This window comes from Cupriavidus oxalaticus (assembly GCF_038900635.1).
GTDB lineage: Bacteria > Pseudomonadota > Gammaproteobacteria > Burkholderiales > Burkholderiaceae > Cupriavidus > Cupriavidus oxalaticus_B.
The window spans coordinates 1-23943 of sequence record NZ_JAYMRX010000021.1; the positions used below are offsets into that span (position 1 = coordinate 1).

Sequence of the window (23943 nt, forward strand, 5' to 3'; positions counted from 1 at the left end):
CGCGAACGCCCCCATCAGGCCCTGAAATACAAAACGCCCGATGATGTTCATCGGGCGTCTGTTTCCACCGGGCGCTAGCCGCCGAATGGCGCTACCAAAACCTGTCAACCTATGTCAGGACTTGACACGGACAAAAAGTTACCCGCCCAGGAGGGCGGAACCAGGCGGTTCAACGGCCGACAGCATGTCATCAACGACGACAACAAAGCTTCAACGGCCGACAGCATGTCATCAACAGCGAAAAAAGGCGTCAACAGCCCGACAGGATGTCACCATCAGCCACCACATTCGCCAACCCAAATTCAGCCCACAAAAAAAAACGCCCCGCAACACGCGGGGCCATCAATTACCACGAAGACTGATACAGCCGGCAGGGCACCTGCCAATGCCACAACCGCATCCGAAGCATAGAAATCCAATGTGACGCCCGCATGGCAGCAAGGTGAACAGCCAATGACACCCAGGCATCAAAGCCCATACCGCTTGATCTTGTCATACAGCGTAGCCTTCCCAACCTGCAGCAAGTCAGCCGCCTGACTGACGGCGCCCCCCGTGCGCGCCAGCGCATCGGCAATCACCGCCCGCTCATACCGCTCCATCCGCTCCCGCAGCGGTGCGGTCTCGTCGGACGCCGCCGTATGCGCACCTGCCTGCCCTCCCTCTGGCACCCCCAACACCAGCCGGTCCGCCGCATTGCGCAACTCCCGCACATTCCCCGGCCAGGGCCGCTGCTGCAGCCCCTGCCGCTGCGCCTCCGACAAGATCGGCGCCGGCCGCTGATAACGCACCGCCGCCACCAGCATGAAATGCTCGAACAACGCCACGATATCCTCGCGCCGCTCCCGCAGTGGAGGCAGAGCGATCGTGACGACGTTCAGCCGGTAATACAGGTCTTCACGAAAAGTCCCCTGCGCCACCAGCGCATCCATATCCCCCTTGGCCGCTGCCACGATCCGCACATCGATCTTCACCGATGCATTCGACCCCAGCCGCTCCAGTGTCCCTTCCTGCAGCACCCGCAACAGCTTGACCTGCAGCGCGAGCGGCATGCTTTCGATCTCATCGAGAAAGAGCGTCCCGCCCGAAGCATGCTCCAGCTTGCCGATACGTCGCTTGCCCGCGCCGGTGAAGGCACCAGCCTCATGCCCGAACATCTCGCTCTCGAAGATAGCCTCGGGCACCGCACCACAGTTCAGCGCGATAAATGGCCCCTCGGCGCGGCCGGACAAGGCATGCAGGCTGCGCGCCACCAGCTCCTTGCCGGTGCCGGTCTCGCCGTTGATCATCACCGGCACGTCAGTCGGGGCCACATTGGCAACCAAGGCCCGCACCTGCTCGATCGCCGGCGAACGCCCGATGATCCGCGTACCCGCCGCGGGACCCGCAAGCTCGCGCCGCAGCGCCTGGTTTTCCAGTTCGAGCGCGCGCCGTTCAAGCGCGCGACGGACGGTGTCGGTCAGCCGGTCAGCCCCGAACGGCTTCTCGATAAAGTCATAAGCGCCTTCACGCATCGCCTGCACGGCCATCGTGATATCGCCATGCCCCGTCACCAGCACCACCGGCACGCCCGGTGCCGCATTGCGGCAGTGCTGCAGCAGGTCCAGCCCGCTGGCGCCGGGCAAGCGCACATCGGTCACCAGCACGCCGGGAAAGCCCGCGTGCAGATGCGGCATGGCAGCTTCGGCCGATGGCAGTGCCAGCACGGTAAAGCCCGCCAGCTCCAGGCTTTGCGCGGTAGCCTGCCGCACCAGCGGCTCGTCTTCGACAAACAGGACACGCAGACCGTCTTGCATGCTAATGCTCAGTGGGGAGTGGAAACGGGCAGCGCGGCTTCGCTGGCCGGCGCGCGCGCCAGTACCAGCGTGAATTGCGCGCCGCCACCGGGCACGTTGGCCACGCTGAGCTGGCCGCCGAACTCGCGCACGATCGACGACGAGATCGCCAGCCCGAGTCCCAGGCCCTGCCCGGTTTCCTTGGTGGTGAAGAAGGGTTCGAACAGGCGCGGCAGCGCTTCCGGCGCGATGCCGGTGCCGTTGTCGCGCACGGCGAGGGTCACGGTGCCGCTCTTGGTGTCGGTATCGGCCTGCACCTCGATGTCGATGCGGCCTTGCGCCGGCGCCGCCGAGGCGATGGCATCGAGCGCATTGCCGATCAGGTTCAGCAGCACCTGTTCAAGCTTGAGTTCGTCGGCACGCACGGACAGGCCGGGCTGTTCGTCGAGGCCGGCCACGCTGACCGTCACCGCGCCCAGCCGCGGCGCCAGCAGCGCCAGCACGTGGTCCAGCGCGGTGCGCACCACCACCGGCCGCCGCACCGGGCGCGCCTTGCCGGCGAACAGCTTGAGCTGGCTGGTGATCTTGCCCATGCGCTCGGTCAGGTCGGCGATGGCGGCCAGGTTGCCTTCTGCGGCAGCAAGCTGGCCGCGTTCCAGCAGCACGCGGGTGTTGTCGGAGAAAGTGCGCAGCGCCGCCAGCGGCTGGTTCAGCTCATGCGTGATGCCGGCAGCCATCTGCCCGAGCGCCGCCAGCTTGCTGGCCTGCACCAGTTCGTCCTGCGCCGCGCGCAGTTCGCTTTCGGCGCGGGTGCGCTCGGCAACCTGTTCCTCGAGCTTCTCGTTGATTGCCATCAGGTCGGCGGTACGCGCTTCCACGCGCCGCTCCAGCTCGTCATAGGCAGCTTCCAGCAGCCGGCGGCTGTACTGCATGTCGCGCGCGCGCTGGCGGCGCTGGCGCCAGTTGACCAGCAGCAGGCAGATGCAGGCATAGGCCAGCGCCGCGGCCACGGTGGCGTTGCGGGCGTTGGCCAGCACAGGCTCCAGCGGAGCCATCACCTGCATGGTCCAGTCGGCCGGGCCTACGGTGCGGCCCAGTTCCAGGTAGCGGTCGGCGCGCGCGGTGGCGTCAGGGGTAAAAGTGGTGCGGGCGGCGGGCGATTCGTCGCGCACGCGCACCAGCCGCGCGTTGGCGCCCAGCGTGGTTTGCACGAGCCAGCGTGTGACGAGCGAGTCCAGCGGCTCCAGCGGCAGCGGCGTGATGGCGCGGCCGTGGTACTGGCGAGTGTTTTCCATCTCGGCCTGCAATGCCGGCGGCAGCGGTTGCAGCGTGCGGTACTGCCAGGCCGGCACCGACGACAGGAAGATCACGCCGTGGTCGTCGCTGACCATCAGCGGCTCGGCGCCGCTGCCGGCGCGCTGGAACCACTCCAGGTTGAGCTTGACCACGGTGACGCCGATGACCTTGCCGTTCGATTCCACCGGCTGCGCGATGTAGTAGCCGGGTTCGTCGCTGGTGATGCCGATGGCGTAGAAGCGGCCCATCTTGCCGCCCGCTGCGATCTGGAAATAGGGGCGAAAGCGGTAGTCGGTGCCGACAAAGCTTCCGGGCTGGCCATGGTTGCTGGCGGCCAGCGCGATGCCGTTGGCGGCGATCACATAGGTGGCCGACGCATGCGCGCGCCGGTTGACCTCGGCCAGGTAGTGGTTGGCAGCGGCGACGCGCGCCGGGTCGTGGGGGGATTCGAGCAGCCCGCGCACGAACGGGTGCAGCGACACCAGCGCGGGCAGGAATTCGTAGCGGTCGAGGGTGCTTTCGAGCGTGGCGGCGTAGCGGTCGGCACGCGTGGCGGTGCTCTGCTGCAGCGCGGCCAGGCCGCGCTGGAACGACACCAGCCAGGTCAGCCCGCACAACAGCAGCAGGCCCGCCGCCAGTGCGACGGCGAAACCCCACCACCGGCTGTTGCCGGTGTCCGGCGCATGTACCGCGCGGGTGGCGGCGGGATCATGCACGGCGAGGAAATCGTCTGAGTGTGGCATCGGCGTGCGCAAGGGCTGTCGCGCCGATGATACCCGCTGGCGGGCGGCCGGGGCTGCCGCTCATGCGGCAACCCATGCGGCCAATCCCGCCGCGTTGCACTTAGCGGGCGCCCTGGCCCGCCTGGGCAAGCTCGTCAGCATCGCCGCCGCCCTGCAGCACCTGCGCCAGGCGCTTGCGGTCCAGCTCGCGTTCCCATGCCGACACCACTACCGTGGCCACGCCGTTGCCGATGATGTTGGTCAGCGCGCGGCACTCGCTCATGAAGCGGTCGATGCCCAGGATCAGCACCATGCCCGCGACCGGGATGGTCGGCACCACCGCCAGCGTCGCGGCCAGCGTGATGAAGCCCGAGCCGGTCACGCCGCTGGCGCCCTTGGAGGTGATCATCGCCACCGCCAGGATGGTCAGCTGCTGCATCCACGTCAGTTCGATGCCGGTCGCCTGCGCGATGAAGATCACCGCCATCGTCATGTAGATGTTGGTGCCATCCAGGTTGAACGAATAGCCGGTAGGCACCACCAGGCCCACCACCGACTTGGAGCAGCCCAGCTTCTCCAGCTTCTCCATCATGTGCGGCAGCGCTGCCTCGGACGAGCTGGTGCCCAGCACGATCAGAAGCTCTTCCTTGATGTACGAGATAAAGCGCACGATGCTGAAGCCGGTCATGCGCGCGATCGTGCCCAGCACCACCAGCACGAAGATGATGGCTGTGAAGTAGAAGGTGCCGATCAGCTTGAGCAGCGGCACCAGCGAGCCCAGGCCGTACTTACCGATAGTGAACGCCATCGCGCCGAAGGCGCCGATCGGGGCCACCTTGGTGATCACGTGCACGATGTGGAAGAACACCTTGGAAACCTGCTCGATCAGCTGCACCACGAAGCGGGCGCGTTCGCCGAGCGTGGCCAGCGCGGCGCCGAAGAACAGCGACACCAGCAGGATCTGCAGGATGTCGCCGTTGGCGAAGGCGCTGAAGACCGTTTCCGGGATGATGTGCATGAAGAACTCGACCGTGCTCTGGCCGTGCGCCTTCGATACGTATTGCGCGATCGCCTTGGTGTCCAGCGTCGACGGATCGATGTTGAAGCCCACGCCCGGCTTGAGCAGGTGCGCGGCGCCCAGGCCGATCAGCAGCGCGAAGGTCGACACCACTTCAAAGTAAAGCAGCGCCTTGCCGCCGACGCGGCCGACCTTCTTCATGTCGCTCATGCCGGCCATGCCGGTCACCACGGTACAGAAGATGATCGGGCCGATGATCATCTTGATCAGCTTGATGAAGCCATCGCCCAGCGGCTTCATGGCCACGCCCGTATCGGGCCAGTAATGCCCGAGCAGGATGCCGACCAGGATGGCGAACAGCACCTGCACATACAGGATCTTGTAGAAGGGTTTCTTCATGGTGTCGTCCTCGGTGTTGACCGTACCCGGGGCGATGGCGCCGCGGGCGCGCGCCGTCACGGTTGCGGCGCGTTCAGGGACGGGAATTTGCAACCGGCGTGCCAGTCCAACCGGTATCGCTAACTGATTGATTCGCAAGGAAACGCAGGCTTGGCCGGGACGTGGGGCCTCCGGGATTCCGGAAATCCGGAATCCGGGCTTCCGGGGATTCGGAACGCCGAAGCCGGCAAAGGTGGCCGAGGCGCCACCTGGAGGGCCGGCATGCGCGGCCAATGGCGTGGAGCGGGTGCCGGAAGGCGCGGGCGTGCCGCCATGACGCCGTATAATTCCGAGCTTCCGTTCAATGTCCCGTGGCCACGCCGCCGCGCGGGCCTGCCCTCCTTGTCACCGCATCGCATGAGCAGCTACTACCAGCACCACGTCTTCTTCTGCCTGAATCAGCGCGAGGCCGGCGAGAACTGCTGCGCCAACTTCAACGCCAAGGCCATGCAGGAATACGCCAAGAAGCGCTGCAAGGAACTCGGCATTGCCGGCGGCGAAGGCCGCGTGCGCATCAACAAGGCGGGCTGCCTGAACCGGTGTGAACTCGGGCCGGTACTGGTGGTCTACCCCGAGGCAATTTGGTACACCTATGTGGACGAGCACGACATCGATGAAATCATCGACAGCCACCTGCTCAACGGCAAGCCGGTCGAGCGGCTGATGGTGGACCGCTGAACGCGAAACGAACCTACGGCGCTGCCGATGCCGCAGCGCCGATGCCAGACACCGCCGCCCGCAAGCCGGACGGTTTTTTCATTTTTTGCCCCGGGATTTCCGGGTTAGAGCCAGCCGGCGTATCACCACCTGAAGCGCCATCCCGACCGCAATCCTGATTGCCCCTGACCGTCCTATGAACGCGCATACCCAGGTACTTTCCATCGCCGGCCCCGTCGGCGCGATCGACGTTTCGGTGGACCTGCCGCAAGGCGAGCCACGGGGCCTGGCGCTGGTCGCGCATCCGCACCCGCTGTTCGGCGGCACCAAGGACAACAAGGTCGCGCAGACGCTGGCGCGCGCCTTCGTGCAACTGGGCTATGCCACCGTGCGTCCCAATTTCCGCGGCGTCGGCGCGACCGCCGGCGAGCATGACAACGGCGTTGGCGAGCAGGACGACCTGCTGGCAGTCGTTGCCTGGATGCGCGAGCAGACCGCGTGGTCCGCGCAGGCCGCGACGCTGCCGCTGGCGCTGGGCGGCTTCTCCTTCGGCAGCTTTGTCAGCACGCACGTGGCCCGGCGCCTGGCCGAGGCCGGCACGCCGGCGCAGCGCCTGGTGCTGGTCGGGACCGCCGCGAGCCGCTGGCAGGTGGCCGAGGTGCCCGCCGACACGATCGTCATACACGGCGAGCAGGATGACACCGTGCCGCTCGCCAGCGTGTTCGACTGGGCGCGCCCGCAGGAGCTGCCGGTGATCGTGATCCCCGGCGCCGACCATTTCTTTCACCGCAAGCTGCACCTGATCAAGCAGCTTGTCGTCAACGCGTGGGACCGGTGAGCGGCGCAGCTTAGCCAGCGCGCCATCCCGTCCCGCACGATCCCTTTCTTGTCGGAAACAGAAACAATGCTGAATAGAGCCACGACACGCCTTTCCTCCGCCTTTGCACCCGCCGCCATCGTCGCTGCCGTCGCCACGGCCACGCTGGCCGCCGCGCCCGCCGCCGTCCTTGCGCAGGGCGTGCCGATGCCGCAGGTCGCCGCCAAGTCGTGGATGCTGTATGACGTGACCAGCGGCCAGGCACTGGCCTCGCAGAATGCCGACCAGCGCATCGAGCCGGCCTCGCTGACCAAGCTGATGACCGCCTACCTGGCGTTCGAGGCACTCAAGGAAAAGCGCCTGACGCTGGAACAGACCGTGGTGCCGACCAACCTGGTGCTCAAGGTCAAAAGCGACGAGTCGCGCATGTTCATCGAGCCCAACAAGCCGGTCAGCGTGCAGGACCTGCTGCTGGGCCTGATCGTGCAGTCGGGCAACGACGCCGCGCTGGCGCTGGCCGAGGCCGTGGGCGGCTCGGAAGAGGGCTTCGTCGCGATGATGAACCGCGAGGCCCAGCGCATGGGCATGAAGAGCACCCATTTCACCAACACCGACGGCATTCCCGACCCGAACCACTACACCACCGCGGTGGACCTGGCGACGCTGACCACGCACCTGATCAAGGACTTCCCCGAGTACTACGCCATGTACTCGCAGAAGGAGTTCACCTATAACAAGATCAGGCAGCCCAACCGCAACCGCCTGCTGTACATCGATCCGACCGTGGACGGCGTCAAGACCGGCCACACCAAGTCCGCCGGCTATTGCCTGATCTCGTCGGCACAGCGCCCGCTGGCCAATGTGCCCAACGGCCAGCGCCGCCTGATCTCGATCGTGATCGGCACCACCACCGAACAGGTGCGCACGCAGGAAAGCCTGAAGATCCTCAACTACGGCTTCCAGTTCTTCGACACGCTGCGCCTGTACGACAAGGGCCAGGTGCTGGCCACGCCCGAGATCTACAAGGGCAAGGCCGGCTCGGTCAAGATCGGCGTGCAGCACGAGACCTTCGTCACCGTGCCCAAGGGCACCGGCGGTCGCCTGAAGCCAGTGCTGGAGCGCCAGGAACTGATGATCGCCCCGATCGCGGCGGGCCAGCAGGTGGGCATGGTCAAGCTGATGGACGGCACCAACAAGGTGGCCGAATTCCCCGTGGTGGCGCTGGAAGAAGTGCCCGAGGCCGGTTTCTTCGGCCGCCTGTGGGACACCATCCGCCTGTGGTTCAAGCGCAAGTGATTGGCATGCGCGGCCTGGGCATGCCCCGGCCGCGCTGGAGAAAACGACATGACAGCCGACAACCAGGGCAGCGGCAACAAGCCCGGCAATATCCCGCCGGAGCAGTCGCTGATCGAATACCCGAGCCATTTCCCGATCAAGGTGATGGGCGCGATGCAGGACGGCTTCGCCGAGGCCATCGTCACGCTGGTGCAGGAGTTCGATCCGGACTTCCACGCGGGCAAGATGGAAATGCGGCCCTCGAGCAAGGGCAACTACCTGGGCCTGACCGTAACGGTGTGGGTGACCAGCCGCGAGCAGCTGGATGATTTGTACCGGGCGCTGACTTCGCATCCGATGGTGAAGGTGGTGCTGTAGCCGCTGGCATTTCTTTTCCGCTTTGATTTCTCCCCTCTCCCGCGCGCGGGAGAAGGGGCCGGGGGTGAGGGCAGGCGCTGGCAATAGCGACGCGCGTCACTTCGTTGACACTCCGGCCCTCACCCCCACCCCTCTCCCGCAGGCGGGAGAGGGGAGCCCTCCGGCATGTCCATCCGCGGCTTTGATGCCCGGGCTGCGCTGTATTCCCATACCAACATGAACACCATCACCCTGAAACCCGGCAAGGAAAAATCCCTGCTGCGCCGCCACCCGTGGATCTATGCCACCGGCATCGCCACCACCGAAGGCCGCTGCGAGCCGGGCTCGACCGTGACCGTGCGCGCCGCCGACGGCCGCTTCCTGGCCAAGGCTGCCTACAGTCCCGAATCGCAGATCCGCGCGCGCGTGTGGACCTTCGACGAGAACGAGCCGGTCGACCACGCGCTGTTCAAGCGCCGCGTGGCCGCGGCCATCGCCTACCGGCGCCAGTGGGTGAAGGACAGCAACGCCGTGCGCCTGATCTTCGGCGAATCGGACCGGCTGCCCGGGCTGATCGTCGACTATTACGGCAATGGAGAAACCGGGCAGCTGGTGTGCCAGTTCAATTCGGCCGGCGTGGAGCATTGGAAGTCCGCGATCGTGCAGGCGCTGGTCAAGGAGACCGGCTGCCCCAACGTCTATGAACGCTCCGACGCCGCCGTGCGGCAGCGCGAAGGGCTGGAACTGGTGACCGGCGTGCTGGCCGGCGCCGAGCCCGATCCGGCGCTGTCGGTGACCGAGCATGGCGTGCGCTATTACGTCGACGTGCGCAACGGCCACAAGACCGGCTTCTATGTCGACCAGCGCGACAACCGCAAGCTGGTGGGCGACCTGGCCGAAGGGCGCGAGGTGCTGAACTGCTTCTGCTATACCGGCGGCTTCTCGCTGGCGGCGCTGCGCGGTGGCGCGAAAGCGGTGACGTCGATCGATTCGTCGGGCGAAGCGCTGAAGATCGCCGCGGGCAACGTCACGCTGAACGGCTTCGACCCGGAGCGCGCGGCGTGGCTCGACGCCGACGTGTTCAAGACGCTGCGCGAATTCCGCGCCGAAGGGCGTCAGTTCGACCTGATCGTGCTGGACCCGCCCAAGTTCGCGCCGTCGGCGCAGCATATCGACCGTGCCGCGCGTGCGTACAAGGAGATCAACCTGGTCGGCATGCAGCTGCTGCGGCCGGGCGGTCTGCTGTTCACGTATTCGTGCTCGGGCGCGATCAGCATGGAACTGTTCCAGAAGATCGTGGCGGGCGCGGTGACCGATGCGCGGGCGGATGCGCGCATCCTGCGCAGGCTGTCGGCCGGCACCGATCATCCGATGCTGGCGGCGTTCCCGGAAGGGGAGTACCTGAAGGGGTTGTTGTTGGAGAGGGTGGGGTAAGGCTGCATCAATGAGCGGTCCGCCGGCCGCTTGTTTTCTCCCCTCTCCCGCTCGCGGGAGAGGGGCAGGGGGTGAGGGCGGGCGCTCGCCCGAAGTGAAGCGCCTCATGCTTGCCACACGCCCGCCCTCACCCCCGGCCCCTCTCCCACTGCGTGGGAGAGGGGAGCAAACCGACAGGGCGCGCAGACTTCCGCGCGACCCTCACCGCCACATATTCCGCATCCGGCTGGCCAGATCCACCGGCGCCAGCGCCGGTTTCACCGTCCCTTCGCCCGGCATCGGCGGCGGCGGCCATGAACGGCTGTAAAAATTCGGCATCACGCGATTCGGGATAAACCGCGTGCGCGACGCATACACATGCCGGTCGCCAAATCCCACCTGCTGGTGTACATAGAACCGCTGCGGCACGATGACGTCCAGATGGTCCCTGGCCCGCGTCATTGCCACATACAGCAGCCGCCGCTCTTCCTCGATCTCTTCCGTGGTGCCCGTCGCCAGGTCGCTCGGCATGCAGCCATCGACGGCATTGAGCACATACACCGCCTTCCACTCCTGCCCCTTGGCCGAGTGGATGGTCGACAGGATCAGGTAGTCCTCGTCGCGCGAGGGCACGCCGGATTCATCGCTCGACGCACTGGGCGGGTCCAGCGTCAGCTCGGTCAGGAAGCGCTCGCGCGCGCCGTAGGTGGCGGCGATGCGTTCCAGCTGCTGCAGGTCGGCCTGGCGCGCGGCGGCGTCGTCGTGCAGGCGTTCGAGGTGCGGCGTGTACCAGGCCAGCACCTGCTCGAACTCCGACGGCCACGGCGAGGCCGGCGCCATCAGCGCGCGCGCCAGCGTCAGCAGGTCGGCCCACGCGGGTGCAGCGGCCGGCGGCGGCTCGAATTCCTGCAGCGAGAACAGCGGCTCGGTGGCCAGCGCCAGCGCATCGAGCACGCGCGCCGCGGTCTTGGGGCCGATGCCCGGCAGCAGTTGCAGCGTGCGGAAGCCCGCCATGCGGTCGCGCGGGTTTTCCAGCCAGCGCACCACGGCCAGCACGTCCTTCACGTGCGTCGATTCCAGGAACTTGAGCCCGCCGAATTTCACGAACGGGATATTGCGGCGCGCCAGCTCGATCTCGACCTGCGCGCTGTGGTCGGCGGCACGGAACAGCACCGCCTGCGCCATCAGCGCCAGGCCGGCCTCGCGCCGCGCCAGCACCTGCTCGACCAAGTAGCGCGCCTGGTCGGCCTCGTCATTGACGACGATGATGCCGGGCTTCTCGGCCGACAGCCGCTCGGACCAGAGATCCTTGGTATAGCGCTCGGCCGCCAGTCCGATCACGGCGTTGGCGGCCTGCAGGATCGGCTGCGTCGAGCGGTAGTTCTGCGACAGCGTCACCTGCTGCGCGGGCGGCGTGAACTGCTGCGGGAAATCGAGGATATTGCGTACGGTCGCGCCGCGGAACGCGTAGATCGACTGCGCATCGTCGCCGACCACGGTCAGGCCGCGGCCATCGGGCCGCATGGCCAGCAGGATCGACGCCTGCAGCGCGTTGGTGTCCTGGTATTCGTCGACCAGGATGTGGTCGAAGCGCGCCCCGACGTCCTGCGCGATGGCCGGTTCGGCCATGGCCTGTGCCCAGTACAGCAGCAGGTCGTCGTAATCGAGCACGTGCTGCTTCTGCTTGGCCTCGACATAGCCGGCAAACAGCGTGCGCAGCGCATCGGCCCACATCGCGTAGCGCGGGAACTGCTGCTTGAGCACGTCCTCCAGCGGCGCCTGCGTGTTGACCACGCGCGAGTAGATCGACAGGCAGGTTTCCTTTTTGGGAAAGCGGCTGGCGGTCTCGGACAGGCCCAGGTCGTGGCGCACCACGTGCATCAGGTCGGCGGCATCGCCGCGGTCGCTGATGGTGAAGGCGGGCGACAGGCCCAGCGTCTCGGCGTATTCGCGCAGCAGGCGCGCGCCGATGGCGTGGAAGGTCCCCGACCATTGCAGCGCGGCGCGGCCCGCGCCGGTCTGCGTACCCAACGCCTGGTCGACGATGCGCTCGACGCGCCGGCCCATTTCGGCGGCGGCGCGGCGCGAGAAGGTCAGCAGCAGGATGCGGCGCGGATCGGCGCCGCCCAGCACCAGGTGCGCGACCCGGTGCGCCAGCGTATTGGTCTTGCCCGATCCCGCGCCGGCGATGATCAGCAGCGGCCCGTCGCTGCCATGCTCGACCGCGGCGCGCTGCTCCGGGTTGAGTCTGGACAGGTAGGCGGGGCCTGCGTTGGCCGCATCGGGGGCAAGGGCGGAGTCGAGGTCCGCGGCGGGGGCAAGGTCCAGTGACACAGGCAAGAAAGAGGCAGGGAAATGGCGGGCGGGGCAAAAAAGCTGGCGCTAACTGTATATCCATACAGCCCCGCAGTGCAAGCCGCTTCGCGCAGGATCGGGCACGAATCAACAAAAAAGGTGCTCGATGAGCACCTTTTCCTGGATGTTGCGGGAGGCAGCGTTACGCAGACTTTGCCAGCGCGCCGTCCAGCAGCTTGTGCAGCGCATCCCACTCCGGCTCGCCCACATAGCGCTTGAGGATGCGGCCGTCCTTGTCGACCACGAAGGTGGTCGGCGTCAGCTGCACATTGCCGAAAGCCCTGGCGGCGGAGCCATCCGAATCCATCGCGACCTTGAACGGCAGCGCGCGCGTCTTGGCGTAGTTCATCACGTACATCGGCGGGTCATAGTTCATCGCCACGGCGACGAACTCCAGCCCCTTGCCCTTGAACTGCTCGTAGGTCTTGACCATGTCGGGCATTTCCTTGATGCAGGTGGCGCAGCTGGTGGCCCAGAAATTGACCAGGTAGACCTTGCCCTTCAGGTCTGCGGTGCTGACCTTCTCGCCCGACAGCAGCGTGAACGTGGCGGCGGGCGCGGCGTTGGAGGGCGCCAGCGCGCGGTAGCCGAACCAGCCCAGCAGCGCCAGCACGACGATGGCGGCAACGATGGGCCAGGGCTTGCGGGAGGACTTGGCGGAAGCGGAAGTGGTCATGGGAAGGGGAAGGCGGGAAAGCGGATTCTCTTCGGGCAACAACGCATTCTAATGCCGCGGGCGCCGCCGTGCTGCCCGGGGTGTGCTGCGGCGATCCGCCGCCATGCCGGCGCCGCGACGCGGTTCAGCGCCGGGTGGCGATGGCGGCGCGTGCCTGGTCCAGCGCCTGCTCCAGGTAGGCGCCGTAGAAATCGGGCTGCATGCCGCGCAGCGGAGTGGCGGCGGCGCGGCCCTGCCGGTCTAGGAACAGCACCGTCGGCGCCACCCGCACCTGGTGCGCCCTGGCCCAGTCGCGCGCGGTGGTCACGCTGCCGTCCGCATCGCGCAGCGGCGTGGCGGCGGTCAGGTCCAGCTCGCGCACCGCGATCTCGCCGGCGGCGGCCTGGGGGCCGAGGTAGTTGCGGCGCACCGCGTCGCAATAGCCGCATCCCGGCATCGACACCAGCAGCACCAGCGGCTCGCCGCGTTGCGCGGCCTCGGCGCCGTGCGCGGCCAGGTCGGTGGCGGCGGGCAGGTGCGCCGTGCCCGCGGCCAGCGCCGCGCCGGCGGCCGTTGCCAGCAGCGCGCAGGCGGCCAGTCGCGCAAGCCGGAGCAGGGCGGTGCGGGCTGGTACGGCGAGGCGGGGCAGGTCGGAAGCAGGCATGCGGTCGCGAAAAACTGTCAGGCGGCGCAACATGCACCGGAGCGCCGCTTCCGCGATAATACCGGTTTCCGCCCGCAGGCGACGGCGGCCGCCGGAGCCGCTCCACGGCCTGCGCGCGCTGTGCGCCACACGCTACCGCATGCGTCCTTTTCCGCCCCCGTCATCGAGTCCTGTCGTACTGGCCCGCAGTTCAAGATTGCGCCTCGCCGCCATATGCGTAGCGCTGGCCCTCTGCGCCTGCTCGCCCCGCTATGACTGGCGCACGATCCAGTCCGGCGAGGGCGCCTATGCCGCGCTCTATCCCGGCAAGCCCAGCAGCGCCGCGCGCGATGTCAACATCGCCGGCCGCAAGCTGCCAATGACGATGGAGGCGGCGCGCGTCGACGACACGCTGTTCGCCGTGGGCGTGGTCACGCTGCCCGCCGACGACGAAGGGCTGCGGCGCGAGGCGCTGGCGGCGATGCAGGCGGGCCTGCTGGCCAACCTCGGCACGGCGTCGGGCGAGCCGCCGCGCACGCGTCCCGTCACGATCACGACCGCCGACAGGCCGGGCCGGCCGCTGGCCGGCGTGGAAGTGCAGGCCAGCGGCGTGTCGCCGCAGGACCAGTCGCCACGGCGGCTGACCGCGCGGCTGGTGGCGGTGGGCGCGCGTGCCTACCAGGCGGTGGTGCTGGAGTCGGGCGACGCCGCGCGCGACCAGCGCCAGGCCGAACAGGTGGAGCAGTTCCTCGGCGGCTTCCATCCGTTCTGAGGTCCCGAGGGGCGCCGCAGGTAAACAGGGTTTGCGCCGGGGCCGCGTCAGTGCGGCGGCGGCAATTGTCGTCAAAGGAGAGTCGAAATGCGTTGGGAAGTGTGGCTGGCTTATTTCGCCGCGTGCTGGGTGATTGCGGTGTCGCCGGGATCGGGGGCGGTGCTGTCGATGAGCCACGGCCTGTCGTATGGCCTGCGCCGGACCAGCACCACCATCTTCGGTCTGCAGACCGGCCTGGTGATTGTGCTGCTGATTGCCGGCGGCGGCCTGGGCGCGCTGCTGCTGGCCTCGGAGCAGGCGTTCATGGTGGTCAAGACCGTGGGCGCGCTGTACCTGATCTACCTGGGCGTGCAGCAGTGGCGCACGAAGGTCGAGAGCGGCGGCGACGGGGCCGCGGGCGCCGGTCCCGTGCGCGTTTCGGTGATGAGCGCGCGCCGCCGCTTTGCCACCGGGCTGCTGACCAACGTGACCAACCCAAAGGGCATCATCTTCATGGTCGCGGTGCTGCCGCAGTTCATCGATCCCAATCACCCGCTGGCGCCGCAGCTGGCCATCCTGGCGCTGACCATGTGCTGCGTCGACCTGGTGGTGATGCATGGCTACGCGCTGCTGGCCTCGCGCATGCAGGGCCTGTTCCGCAATGCGCGCGCGGTGCGCTGGCAGAACCGCTTCTTCGGCAGCGTGCTGATGGCGGTTGGCGCGGCGCTGTTCTTCGTGCGCCGGCAGCACGCCTGAGCGCCGGCACTGGCGCCAATCCCCGGGGTTTGCTTCAATGAGGGGGAACCCCGGCCACGGAGAGCCCCTATGCCAGCCTCGCCGATTCCCCGCTCCGGCGCGCGCACGCTGCCGCGCCACACCGTGCCTCCGGTGGAAGAACCCGCGCCGCCGGGCGTGCCTCCCGACTTGCCGTTGCCGCCGGAAGAAGATCCGGTGCCGCCGCCGGTCGAGCCGCCGGTGGCGACGCCTGCCGGAAGACGCGCGTAGAGATGGCCGCGGAACGGCCATCTCACTTCCTTCCTCCTTGTCGTCGCGGCGCGCTTTGCGCGGCGCCTGGCATGGCTCGCCTGTCACGCTGGGCGCGCAAAGTATGGCGATCCATGCCGCGGCGTCGTGCCGGGCGCGCTGGATCCGCGCCTGTGCCTGGGGAGCGGGCCACCGTGCTGACTGGCATGGTTCATGCGGGCCTGCCGCGCGTGCCGGCCGGGCTCGCGCTGCCCGACCCACATCGCGCCGGTGTTCCCGGCAAGCAAGGAGCCCGCCATGCCTACCACCCGTTCCGCATCTTCAGCGTCTTCCTTCGGCGCGCCCGATCCACGGCCGGTGGACCTCGTCATCTTCGGCGGCACCGGCGACCTGTCGGCCCGCAAGCTGCTGCCCTCGCTGTACATGTGCCATCGCGACGGCAACCTGCCCGAGGGCACGCGCATCATCGGCGTGGGCCGCCATGAATGGGATGCCGAAGCCTTCGCGCGTTTTGCCGACGAGCGCGCGCAGCCTTTCGTCGATGCGCGCTACCTCGATCCCGACAAGTGGCGCTCGTTCCTGCAGCGGCTCGACTTTGTGCGGGTCGATGCCTCGCAGCCGGGCCACTACGAGACGTTGGGGACGGTGCTGCGCAGCGAGGCGCTGCGCATCTACTACATGGCGATGCCGCCGGGCCTGTTTGCCGCGACCTGCGACAATCTGGCCGGGCACGGCCTGATTGCCGACGACACCCGGCTGGTGCTGGAGAAACCGCTGGGGGTCGACCTGGCCTCGGCCATCGCCATCAGCGAGGTGGTGACGCGCTACTTCAGCGAAGACCGCACCTACCGGATCGACCACTACCTCGGCAAGGAAACGGTGCAGAACCTGATGGCGCTGCGCTTCGGCAACTCGATCTTCGAGCCGCTGTGGCGCACGCCGTTCGTGTGCAGCGTGCAGATCACCGTGGCCGAGACCGTCGGCGTGGGCTCGCGCGGCGGCTTCTACGACGAGGCCGGCGCCATGCGCGACATGATCCAGAACCACCTGCTGCAACTGGTCAGCATCCTGGCCATGGAGCCGCCCGCGTCGCTCAACTCGGATGCCGTGCGCGACGAGAAGCTCAAGGTCTTGCGCTCATTGCGCCCGATGTCGCCCGAGGACGTGCGCCGCAACACGGTGCGCGGCCAGTACACCGCGGGCGCCATCGGCGGCGAACTGGTGCCCGGCTACCTGCAGGAAGACGGCATCCCGGCCGACAGCCGCACCGAGACCTTCGTCGCGATGCGCGCGGAGCTGGGTACCTGGCGCTGGAACAAGGTGCCGTTCTACCTGCGCACCGGCAAGCGCATGCAGGAACGGGTGACCGAGGTGGTGATCCAGTTTGCAGGGGTGCCGCATTCGATCTTCGATCCTGGCAGCACGCTGCGCGCCAACCGCATGGTGATACGGCTGCAGCCGGAAGAGTCGGTGCGGCTGATGCTGATGGTCAAGCAGCCGGGCGAGGGCATGAAGCTCAAGCCGCTGAGCCTTGCCCTGAACCTGGACTCGGCCTTCACCACGCGCCGCGCGGAAGCCTACGAGCGGCTGCTGCTCGACGTGATCCGGGGCCGGCTGGCGCTGTTCGTGCGGCGCGACGAACTGCAGGCCGCGTGGACCTGGGTCGATCCGATCCTGGAAGCCTGGCGGCACCAGGACGAAGGCCCGCGGCCCTACACCGCCGGCACCTGGGGGCCGGCGGCATCGTCCGCGTTCATGGCGCGCGAGGGCGTGCAGTGGTCGGAGGAGGCCTGAACGCCTCTGTCACCGCCTTGCCCGGTGCGCCAGCGGTTCGATCGGGGTTGCCCCTGCCGCTTCGCTGCGGTTCGCGCTAGCCGGCCATCCGCAGCGCCCGCCGGTACTGGATCGCCTCGCCCACGTGGCTGGCGGTCAGTACCTCGGCGCGATCGAGGTCGGCAACCGTGCGCGCCACCTTCAGCACGCGGAAGTAGGAGCGCGCCGACCACGCCAGCCGCGTCATCGCGCCGCGCAGCAGCGCCTGCGCCTGCGGCTCCAGCACGCAATGCTGCTCGATCTCGCGGCCGCCCAGTTCGCTGTTGGGCTTGCCTTGCCGCGACAGCTGCAGGGCCCGCGCCGCCAGCACGCGTTCGCGCACCGCGGCGCTGGGCTCGCCCGGCGGGCCGTCGAGCATCTCGCCCTGGTCCTGGGCGGGCACTTCGATCTGCAGGTCGATCCGGTCGAGCATCGGCCCGGATATGCGCGACTGGTAGCGGCGCACCTGGTCGGGGGTGCAGCGGCATGGCCGGTCGGGATGCCCGAGGTAGCCGCACGGGCACGGGTTCATCGCCGCCACGAACTGGAAGCACGCGGGAAAGTCGGCGTGCCCGTTGGCGCGCGCGATGGTGATGCGCCCGGACTCCAGCGGCTCGCGCAGGACTTCGAGCACCCGGCGGTCGAATTCGGGCAACTCGTCCAGGAACAGGACGCCGTGGTGCGCCAGCGAGATCTCGCCCGGCCGCGGATTGCCGCCGCCGCCGACCATGGCCGGGCCGGACGCGGTGTGGTGCGGCGCGCGGCAGGGGCGCCGGCCCCACAGTTCGGTGCGGAAGCCGCCCGGCGTCAGGCTCATGACGGCTGCGGATTCGAGCGCCTCCTGCAGCGACATCGGCGGCAGCAGGCCCGGCAGCCGTTGCGCCAGCATCGACTTGCCGGTCCCCGGCGGACCCACCAGCAGCGCCGAATGCTGTCCGGCGGCGGCGACCTCCATGGCCCGGCGCGCCTGTGCCTGCCCGCGTACGTCGCGCATGTCGGGACCGGTAGCGATCGACTTCGGCAGCGCGGCCGGCGCGGCGCGCGGCAGGCGGGCGTCCGGCTGGCCACCGAGGTGCTCGCATACCTCGCGCAGCGTGACGGCGGCGTGGACGGCCAGGTCTTCGATCAATGCCGCTTCGGGACCATTGCCGCGGGCTACCAGGAAAGCGCGTGGGGCGGCGCCGGCAGCGTGGCGCGCGGCGTTGTCCTGCGCCAGGCACATCGCCATGGCCAGCGCGCCGCGCACCGGCCGCAACTCGCCCGACAACGACAGTTCGGCGGCGAATTCGTGGGCGTCGAGCGCATCGGACGGGATCTGGCCGCTGGCGGCCAGGATGCCCAGCGCGATGGCCAGGTCGAAGCGCCCCGATTCCTTGGGCAGGTCGGCCGGGGCAAGGTTGACGGTGATGCGCCGGTTGGGGAACTCGTAGCCGCTGTTGAGGATGGCGGCGCGCACGCGCTCGCGGCTTTCGCGCACGCCGGTGTCGGCCAGGCCGACGATGGTGAACACCGGCAGGCCGTTGGCCAGGTGCGTTTCCACGCGTACCGGAGGCGCGGCGATGCCGGTCAGCGCGCGGCTGCGCAGGACGGCAAGACTCATGTCAGGCCCTCCATGTCATCGAATTGTTAACAAAAAAGGCCGCCAGGATTGGCGGCCTTCAGGCAGGCTGGCTTGGTCCGGTGGGACTGGCAGGCTCACGCGCCTCCGGTGGAGTCCACCGCGCCGGCGCCAGGCGGAATGCCGGCGCGGCGCTCGAGTTCGGCCACGCGGGCTTCCAGCTCTTCCAGCCGGGCGCGGGTACGGGCCAGCACCTGCGATTGCACGTCGAATTCCTCGCGGGTGACCAGGTCGAGCCGTGCGAAGCCTTGGGTCATCATGCTGCGCACGTTCTTCTCGATGTCCCTTGCCGGCGAATTGCGCAGCGCCTCGCTGACCTTGTTCTGCAGGTCGTTGAAGAGATCGGTCGGTTTCATGGTTTCTCCTTTGCGCACCTAACTGGTGCCAATCCCAGTGGACGTCTGGCGTATCGCGCGCTTTCGCACTGGTTTTGGGCGCCCTGAATGCGGGCGGAATCCCGTGGCGTAGCCGCACGCTGCCATCGTCAGGCTTCAATTATCGCCCGTGAGGCACGTGGGGGAAAGCTCCGGCGTGCCCACCTTCACACCTTTTCACGGGATCTGGCTTTGTCGCAAGGCAGATTGAAGCGCGGCCTGGGTCACCGGGCGCGGCCGGCACGGCGTCTTCATCCGGCACTTCCGATCGGCTGGCACGGCAGTTGCAGTAGTGATCGCGCCTGCATCACCAAAATCCAATAAACGAAATCCGAGCCATCCCAGGAAAAGGAGAAGAAATCCATGAAGAAGTTGGCCCTTGCAGTCAGCGCGGTCGTCCTGTCCGGCGCCGCCGCCACCGCGTACGCCCAGAGCACCGACGCAGCCGCGGCGCCCGCCGCCGCCGCCGCTGCCGAGCCGGCATCGCCGCACACCTTTACGGCCAACGTGTCGCTGGTCTCTGACTACCGCTATCGCGGCATCAGCCAGACCAACCTGCGTCCGGCCATTCAGGGCGGCTTCGACTACGCGCATGAGAGCGGCTTCTACCTGGGCAACTGGAACTCGAGCATCAGCTGGCTCGAGGACGCCAACCCCGCCGTGTCGGCGCCGGTCGAGATGGACTTCTACGGCGGCTTCAAGAACACCTTCAAGGTGTCGGGCGTGGAACTGAACTACGACCTGGGCGTGCTCGAGTACTACTACCCGGGCGGCTACAACAACCCGCGCCCGTACACCACCGAGCTGTATGCCGGCATCGGCTGGGGCCCGGTGTTCCTGAAGTACTCGCACTCGGTCACCAACCTGTTCGGCTGGGCCGACAGCAAGAACAGCTACTACGTCGACCTGACCGCCAACGTGCCGCTGAACTTCTGGGACCTGACGCTGAACGCGCACGTCGGCTACCAGGGCGTCAAGCACAACAGCGACGCCTCCTACACCGACTGGAAGATCGGCCTGACCAAGGATCTGGGCAAGGGTTTTGCATTGGCTGTGGCCTACGTCGACACGAACGCCAAGGAAGTGGCCTATACCAGCGCCAACCGCGGCCGCTACCTGGGCAAGGCGACGGCCTGGGCCTCGATCACCAAGACTTTCTAATCACCGCTGCAGGCCGGGCAGGCTGAAGCGGGCCTGCCCCAAGGAGAACCCGGATGAAACTCATCATTGCAGTCATCAAGCCGTTCAAGCTCGACGAAGTGCGCGAAGCGCTGTCGGACGTGGGCGTGTCCGGCATCACCGTCACCGAAGTGAAAGGCTTCGGCCGCCAGAAGGGCCATACCGAACTGTACCGCGGCGCCGAGTACATCGTCGATTTCCTGCCCAAGGTGAAGATCGAGGTCGCGGTGCCCGACGACGTGGTCGAGCGCGCCATCGAGGCGGTCGAGAAATCGGCACGCACCGGCAAGATCGGCGACGGCAAGATCTTCGTGGCACCGATCGAGCAGGTCATCCGCATCCGCACCGGCGAAACCGGCGGCGATGCCCTGTGACCCAAGACAACATAGAGACAGAGGCTAATCACATGAAAACCTGGATCAAGCGATTCCTGACGGCCGGCGCAATGGCGCTGGCCATCGGTACGGCGGGCGTGGGCATGTCCGCGCCGGCCGCCGCACAGGACAAGCCGGCGGCGGAGGCTTCGGCCCCGGCCGCTTCGGCGGCCCCCGCTCCCGCCGCCGCTGCAGCGGCACCAGCCGCCGCACCCGCTGCCGCCCCCGCGGCGGCGGCCCCGGCCGCTCCTGCTGACGCCGCCGCCGCACCGGCAGCGCCGCAGCCCAACAAGGGCGACGTGGCCTGGCTGCTGGTGGCCACCGCCTTCGTCATCCTGATGACGTTGCCGGGCCTGGCGCTGTTCTACGGCGGCCTGGTGCGTTCCAAGAACATGCTCTCGGTGCTGATGCAGTGCCTGGTGATCTTCTCGCTGGTGGCGCTGCTGTGGGCGATCTACGGCTACAGCTTCGCCTTCACCGAGGGCAACGCCTTCTTCGGCGGCACCGACCGTCTCTTCATGAAGGGGCTGACGGTGGAAGCCATGGCGGCCACCTTCAGCAAGGGCGTGGTGATCCCTGAACTGGGCTTCTTCGCCTTCCAGTGCGCCTTCGCCTGCATCACCTGCGGCCTGATCATCGGCGCCTTCGCCGAGCGCGCCAAGTTCTCGGCCGTGCTGGTGTTCGTGGTGCTGTGGTTCACCTTCTCCTACATCCCGATGGCGCACATGGTCTGGTTCTGGCCGGGTCCTGATGCCTATACCGACGCTGCCGCCGGCGCTGCCGCGACCGCCAAGTCGGGCTGGCTGTTCCAGAAGGGCGCGCTCGACTACGCGGGCGGCACCGTGGTGCACATCAACGCCGCCGTGGCGGGCCTGGTGGGCGCGTACCTGTTCGGCAAGCGCATCGGCTTCGGCCGCGAGGCGATCCGTCCGCACAGCCTGACCTTCACCATGGTCGGTGCCTCGCTGCTCTGGTTCGGCTGGTTCGGCTTCAACGCCGGCTCGGGCCTGGAAGCCAGCGCCGGTGCCGCCCTGGCCTTCGTCAACACGCTGCTGGCGACCTGCGCCGCGGTGCTGGCGTGGACCTTCGGCGAGTGGATCGGCAAGGGCAAGCCGTCGATGCTGGGCGGTGCCTCGGGCGCGGTGGCCGGCCTGGTGGCAATCACCCCGGCGGCCGGCTTCGTCGGCCCGATGGGCTCGATCGTGATGGGCCTGGTGGCCGGCCTGCTGTGCCTGTGGGGCGTGACCGGCCTGAAGCGCATGCTGGGCATGGACGACTCGCTGGACGTGTTCGGCGTGCACGGCGTGGGCGGCATCGTGGGCGCGCTGCTGACCGGTGTGTTCGCCGCGCCGAGCCTGGGCGGCACCGGCATCTATGACTACGTGGCCAACAAGGTGGCGGAAGACTATTCGATCGCCGGCCAGCTGTGGATCCAGTTCGAGGGCGTGCTGACCACGGTGGTGTGGTCGGGCATCGTGTCCTTCGTGGCCTACAAGCTGGTGGACATGCTGATCGGCCTGCGGGTGCCGGAAGACGAAGAGCGCGAGGGCCTGGATATCACCTCGCACGGCGAGACCGCATATGAAGGCTGATCGCCACGGTGTTGTGCTGGAGAGCTGATTGGGAATCGTCTCTCAGGAGTTTTGCCCGGCCGCGTGCCGGGCTTTTTTCTTTGTCTTATCAAGCGGGCATTACCACCGCCCACAACGCCATGCCGGACCGCGCGGCGGCCGGCGGGAGAAAACTGGCAGAAGACGCCAGCCCAACGCTGGCGCGGGCTGGCGGGCGATCTCCCCGGCACGCACGCGGGTTTTTCGCAAAGTGCTTAACTCCGATCTTAAAAAGCTTCAATTGTCTTTAATGTGCGGGGCACATACATTGCCAGTGAGGCAGTTTCCTCCACCTGCAGAACGCTCCCCGTATCTGTCAGGCCATTTAAAAGCGCGGTGCTTACCGCGCTTTTTTTTTGCCCGCTGACATCGGCCTTCCCCGGCCCTTTATTTCCCGCGCGGCGTCCCCATATCGTTTTCCCTCATGCCAGGGCCTGCATATCCTTATCAGGAGTGTGCCAGCGCCTGTTTGGCCGTTCCTCTACAATCGGGGCGAACGATAAAGACGATCTATAGGATGGATATGGTCCCGCATCTCATCACCGCGCTGAACGGTCCTCTGCTCGAACTGGAGAAGAAGATCCTGGACGCCACCCCGTCGATCGAGCGCTGGTTCAGGCTGGAATGGCAGGAGCATACGCCTCCGTTCTATTGTTCGGTGGACCTGCGCAATGCCGGCTTCAAGCTGGCGCCGGTCGACACCAACCTGTTTCCGGGCGGCTTCAACAACCTGGCCCCGGAAATGCTGCCGCTGGCCGTGCAGGCAGCGATGGCGGCCATCGAGAAGATCTGCCCGGATGCCAAGAACCTGCTGCTGATTCCGGAACGTCACACGCGCAACATGTTCTACCTGCAGAACGTGGCGCGGCTGTCGCTGATCATGCGCCAGGCGGGGCTGAATGTGCGCCTGGGCTCGCTGTCCGAGGAAATCACCGAGCCGACCCCGATCGAGCTGCCCGACGGCCAGACCCTGGTGGTCGAGCCGCTGGCGCGCCTGGGCACCAAGGGCCGCCGGCTGGGGCTGAAGGACTTCGATCCCTGCTCGATCCTGCTGAACAATGACCTGTCGGCCGGGATCCCGCCGATCCTGGAAAACATCAACGAGCAGTACCTCCTGCCGCCGCTGCATGCCGGCTGGTCGACCCGCCGCAAGACCAGCCACTTTGCCGCCTATGACGAGGTGGCAAAGAAGTTCGCCAAGCTGATCGACATCGACCAGTGGATGGTCAACCCGTACTTTGCCCGCTGCACCGGCGTGAATTTCCACGAGCGCGTGGGCGAGGAAGAGCTGGCCGACGCGGTCGAGGGCGTGCTGAAGAAGATCGCCAAGAAGTACCGCGAGTACGGCATCAAGGAAACGCCGTATGTGGTGGTCAAGGCCGATGCCGGCACCTACGGCATGGGCATCATGACCGTGCGCGACCCGTCCGAGGTCAAGGGCCTGAACCGGAAAGAGCGCAACAAGATGAGCGTCGTCAAGGAAGGCCTCGAGGTCAGCGACGTCATCATCCAGGAAGGCGTGCACACCTTCGAGAAGGTCAACGAGGCGGTGGCCGAACCGGTCGTGTACATGATCGACCGCTATGTGGTCGGCGGCTTCTACCGCGTGCACACCGGCCGCGGCAACGATGAAAACCTGAACGCCCCGGGCATGCATTTCGTGCCGCTGGCGTTCGCCCCCAACGGCATTCCCGACAGCCATGCCAAGCCGGGTGCGGCAGTGCCGAACCGCTTCTATATGTACGGCGTGGTGGCGCGCCTGGCGCTGCTGGCGGCGTCGATCGAACTCGAAAAGACTGACCCGAACCCGATCCTGTGACGAG

At 67.4% G+C, this 23943-nt stretch carries 21 protein-coding genes; 13 read left to right on the forward strand and 8 right to left on the reverse strand.

Going from position 1 to position 23943, the window contains the following annotated elements:
* Positions 1-467 precede the first annotated feature (467 nt).
* The 3 genes from VSR71_RS26140 to VSR71_RS26150 form a co-directional block, all read right to left on the reverse strand.
* On the reverse strand, positions 468-1793 hold the full coding sequence (locus VSR71_RS26140; protein ID WP_342916683.1) for a sigma-54 dependent transcriptional regulator: 1326 nt from the start codon (positions 1791-1793) through the stop codon (positions 468-470).
* An 8-nt stretch (positions 1794-1801) separates the two neighbouring features.
* Positions 1802-3811, reverse strand: coding sequence for a sensor histidine kinase (locus tag VSR71_RS26145; protein ID WP_342916684.1), 2010 nt, complete (start codon positions 3809-3811; stop codon positions 1802-1804).
* A gap of 100 nt (positions 3812-3911) precedes the next feature.
* Positions 3912-5207 carry a dicarboxylate/amino acid:cation symporter gene (locus tag VSR71_RS26150; RefSeq protein ID WP_342916797.1) on the reverse strand — a complete coding sequence of 432 codons (1296 nt, stop codon included), beginning with the start codon at positions 5205-5207 and terminating at the stop codon, positions 3912-3914.
* A gap of 396 nt (positions 5208-5603) precedes the next feature.
* Here VSR71_RS26150 and VSR71_RS26155 point away from each other — a divergent pair, with 396 nt between their 5' ends.
* The 5 genes from VSR71_RS26155 (at position 5604) to VSR71_RS26175 (ending at position 9786) form a co-directional block, all read left to right on the forward strand.
* Positions 5604-5924, forward strand: a complete 321-nt coding sequence (locus VSR71_RS26155; RefSeq protein WP_133093573.1) for a (2Fe-2S) ferredoxin domain-containing protein — start codon at positions 5604-5606, stop codon at positions 5922-5924.
* Between the two features lie 175 nt (positions 5925-6099).
* The gene (locus VSR71_RS26160) at positions 6100-6741 is read left to right on the forward strand and encodes an alpha/beta hydrolase (RefSeq protein WP_133093574.1); all 642 of its coding nucleotides are present in this window, start codon (positions 6100-6102) and stop codon (positions 6739-6741) included.
* A gap of 66 nt (positions 6742-6807) precedes the next feature.
* Positions 6808-8016 (forward strand): D-alanyl-D-alanine carboxypeptidase family protein, encoded by a 1209-nt coding sequence (locus VSR71_RS26165; protein WP_342916685.1) that lies wholly within the window; start codon positions 6808-6810, stop codon positions 8014-8016.
* A gap of 48 nt (positions 8017-8064) precedes the next feature.
* Positions 8065-8373 (forward strand): HP0495 family protein, encoded by a 309-nt coding sequence (locus tag VSR71_RS26170; RefSeq protein ID WP_342916686.1) that lies wholly within the window; start codon positions 8065-8067, stop codon positions 8371-8373.
* A 216-nt stretch (positions 8374-8589) separates the two neighbouring features.
* Positions 8590-9786, forward strand: coding sequence for a class I SAM-dependent rRNA methyltransferase (locus tag VSR71_RS26175; protein ID WP_342916687.1), 1197 nt, complete (start codon positions 8590-8592; stop codon positions 9784-9786).
* A gap of 201 nt (positions 9787-9987) precedes the next feature.
* On the opposite strand, the gene VSR71_RS26180 is transcribed toward VSR71_RS26175, so the two are convergent.
* The 3 genes from VSR71_RS26180 to VSR71_RS26190 form a co-directional block, all read right to left on the reverse strand.
* Positions 9988-12099: an ATP-dependent helicase gene (locus VSR71_RS26180; protein WP_342916798.1), complete on the reverse strand. Its 2112-nt coding sequence runs from the start codon at positions 12097-12099 to the stop codon at positions 9988-9990.
* 163 nt (positions 12100-12262) lie between these two features.
* The gene (locus VSR71_RS26185) at positions 12263-12796 is read right to left on the reverse strand and encodes a TlpA disulfide reductase family protein (RefSeq protein ID WP_342916688.1); all 534 of its coding nucleotides are present in this window, start codon (positions 12794-12796) and stop codon (positions 12263-12265) included.
* 124 nt (positions 12797-12920) lie between these two features.
* Entirely contained in the window at positions 12921-13439 is a 519-nt protein-coding gene (locus tag VSR71_RS26190) for a thioredoxin family protein (RefSeq protein WP_342916689.1), read from the reverse strand.
* A gap of 139 nt (positions 13440-13578) precedes the next feature.
* On the opposite strand from VSR71_RS26190, the gene VSR71_RS26195 reads away from it, so the two are divergent.
* From VSR71_RS26195 to zwf, 4 genes are all read left to right on the forward strand, one after another.
* Positions 13579-14190: a hypothetical protein gene (locus VSR71_RS26195; RefSeq protein WP_342916690.1), complete on the forward strand. Its 612-nt coding sequence runs from the start codon at positions 13579-13581 to the stop codon at positions 14188-14190.
* An 87-nt stretch (positions 14191-14277) separates the two neighbouring features.
* Positions 14278-14925: a LysE family transporter gene (locus tag VSR71_RS26200; RefSeq protein ID WP_342916691.1), complete on the forward strand. Its 648-nt coding sequence runs from the start codon at positions 14278-14280 to the stop codon at positions 14923-14925.
* Positions 14926-14994: 69 nt separating this feature from the next.
* Entirely contained in the window at positions 14995-15174 is a 180-nt protein-coding gene (locus tag VSR71_RS26205; protein ID WP_342916692.1) for a hypothetical protein, read from the forward strand.
* Positions 15175-15450: 276 nt separating this feature from the next.
* A complete protein-coding gene (gene zwf / locus VSR71_RS26210) occupies positions 15451-16947 on the forward strand; it encodes a glucose-6-phosphate dehydrogenase (RefSeq protein ID WP_342916693.1) in 1497 nt (498 codons plus the stop codon).
* Positions 16948-17023: 76 nt separating this feature from the next.
* Here the strand turns inward: zwf and VSR71_RS26215 are convergent, their stop codons facing one another.
* Together VSR71_RS26215 and VSR71_RS26220 are read right to left on the reverse strand one after the other, a co-directional pair.
* Positions 17024-18565 carry a YifB family Mg chelatase-like AAA ATPase gene (locus VSR71_RS26215; RefSeq protein WP_342916694.1) on the reverse strand — a complete coding sequence of 514 codons (1542 nt, stop codon included), beginning with the start codon at positions 18563-18565 and terminating at the stop codon, positions 17024-17026.
* A gap of 95 nt (positions 18566-18660) precedes the next feature.
* Positions 18661-18939, reverse strand: coding sequence for an accessory factor UbiK family protein (locus VSR71_RS26220; RefSeq protein WP_133093584.1), 279 nt, complete (start codon positions 18937-18939; stop codon positions 18661-18663).
* A gap of 381 nt (positions 18940-19320) precedes the next feature.
* Between VSR71_RS26220 and VSR71_RS26225 the strand changes: the two genes are divergently transcribed.
* From VSR71_RS26225 to gshA, 4 genes are all read left to right on the forward strand, one after another.
* Positions 19321-20118 carry a TorF family putative porin gene (locus VSR71_RS26225; protein ID WP_342916695.1) on the forward strand — a complete coding sequence of 266 codons (798 nt, stop codon included), beginning with the start codon at positions 19321-19323 and terminating at the stop codon, positions 20116-20118.
* A 53-nt stretch (positions 20119-20171) separates the two neighbouring features.
* On the forward strand, positions 20172-20510 hold the full coding sequence (locus VSR71_RS26230; protein WP_010814843.1) for a P-II family nitrogen regulator: 339 nt from the start codon (positions 20172-20174) through the stop codon (positions 20508-20510).
* Between the two features lie 32 nt (positions 20511-20542).
* Positions 20543-22102, forward strand: coding sequence for an ammonium transporter (locus VSR71_RS26235; RefSeq protein ID WP_342916696.1), 1560 nt, complete (start codon positions 20543-20545; stop codon positions 22100-22102).
* A 541-nt stretch (positions 22103-22643) separates the two neighbouring features.
* Positions 22644-23939 carry a glutamate--cysteine ligase gene (gshA, locus tag VSR71_RS26240; RefSeq protein WP_342916697.1) on the forward strand — a complete coding sequence of 432 codons (1296 nt, stop codon included), beginning with the start codon at positions 22644-22646 and terminating at the stop codon, positions 23937-23939.
* Positions 23940-23943: the final 4 nt, after the last annotated feature.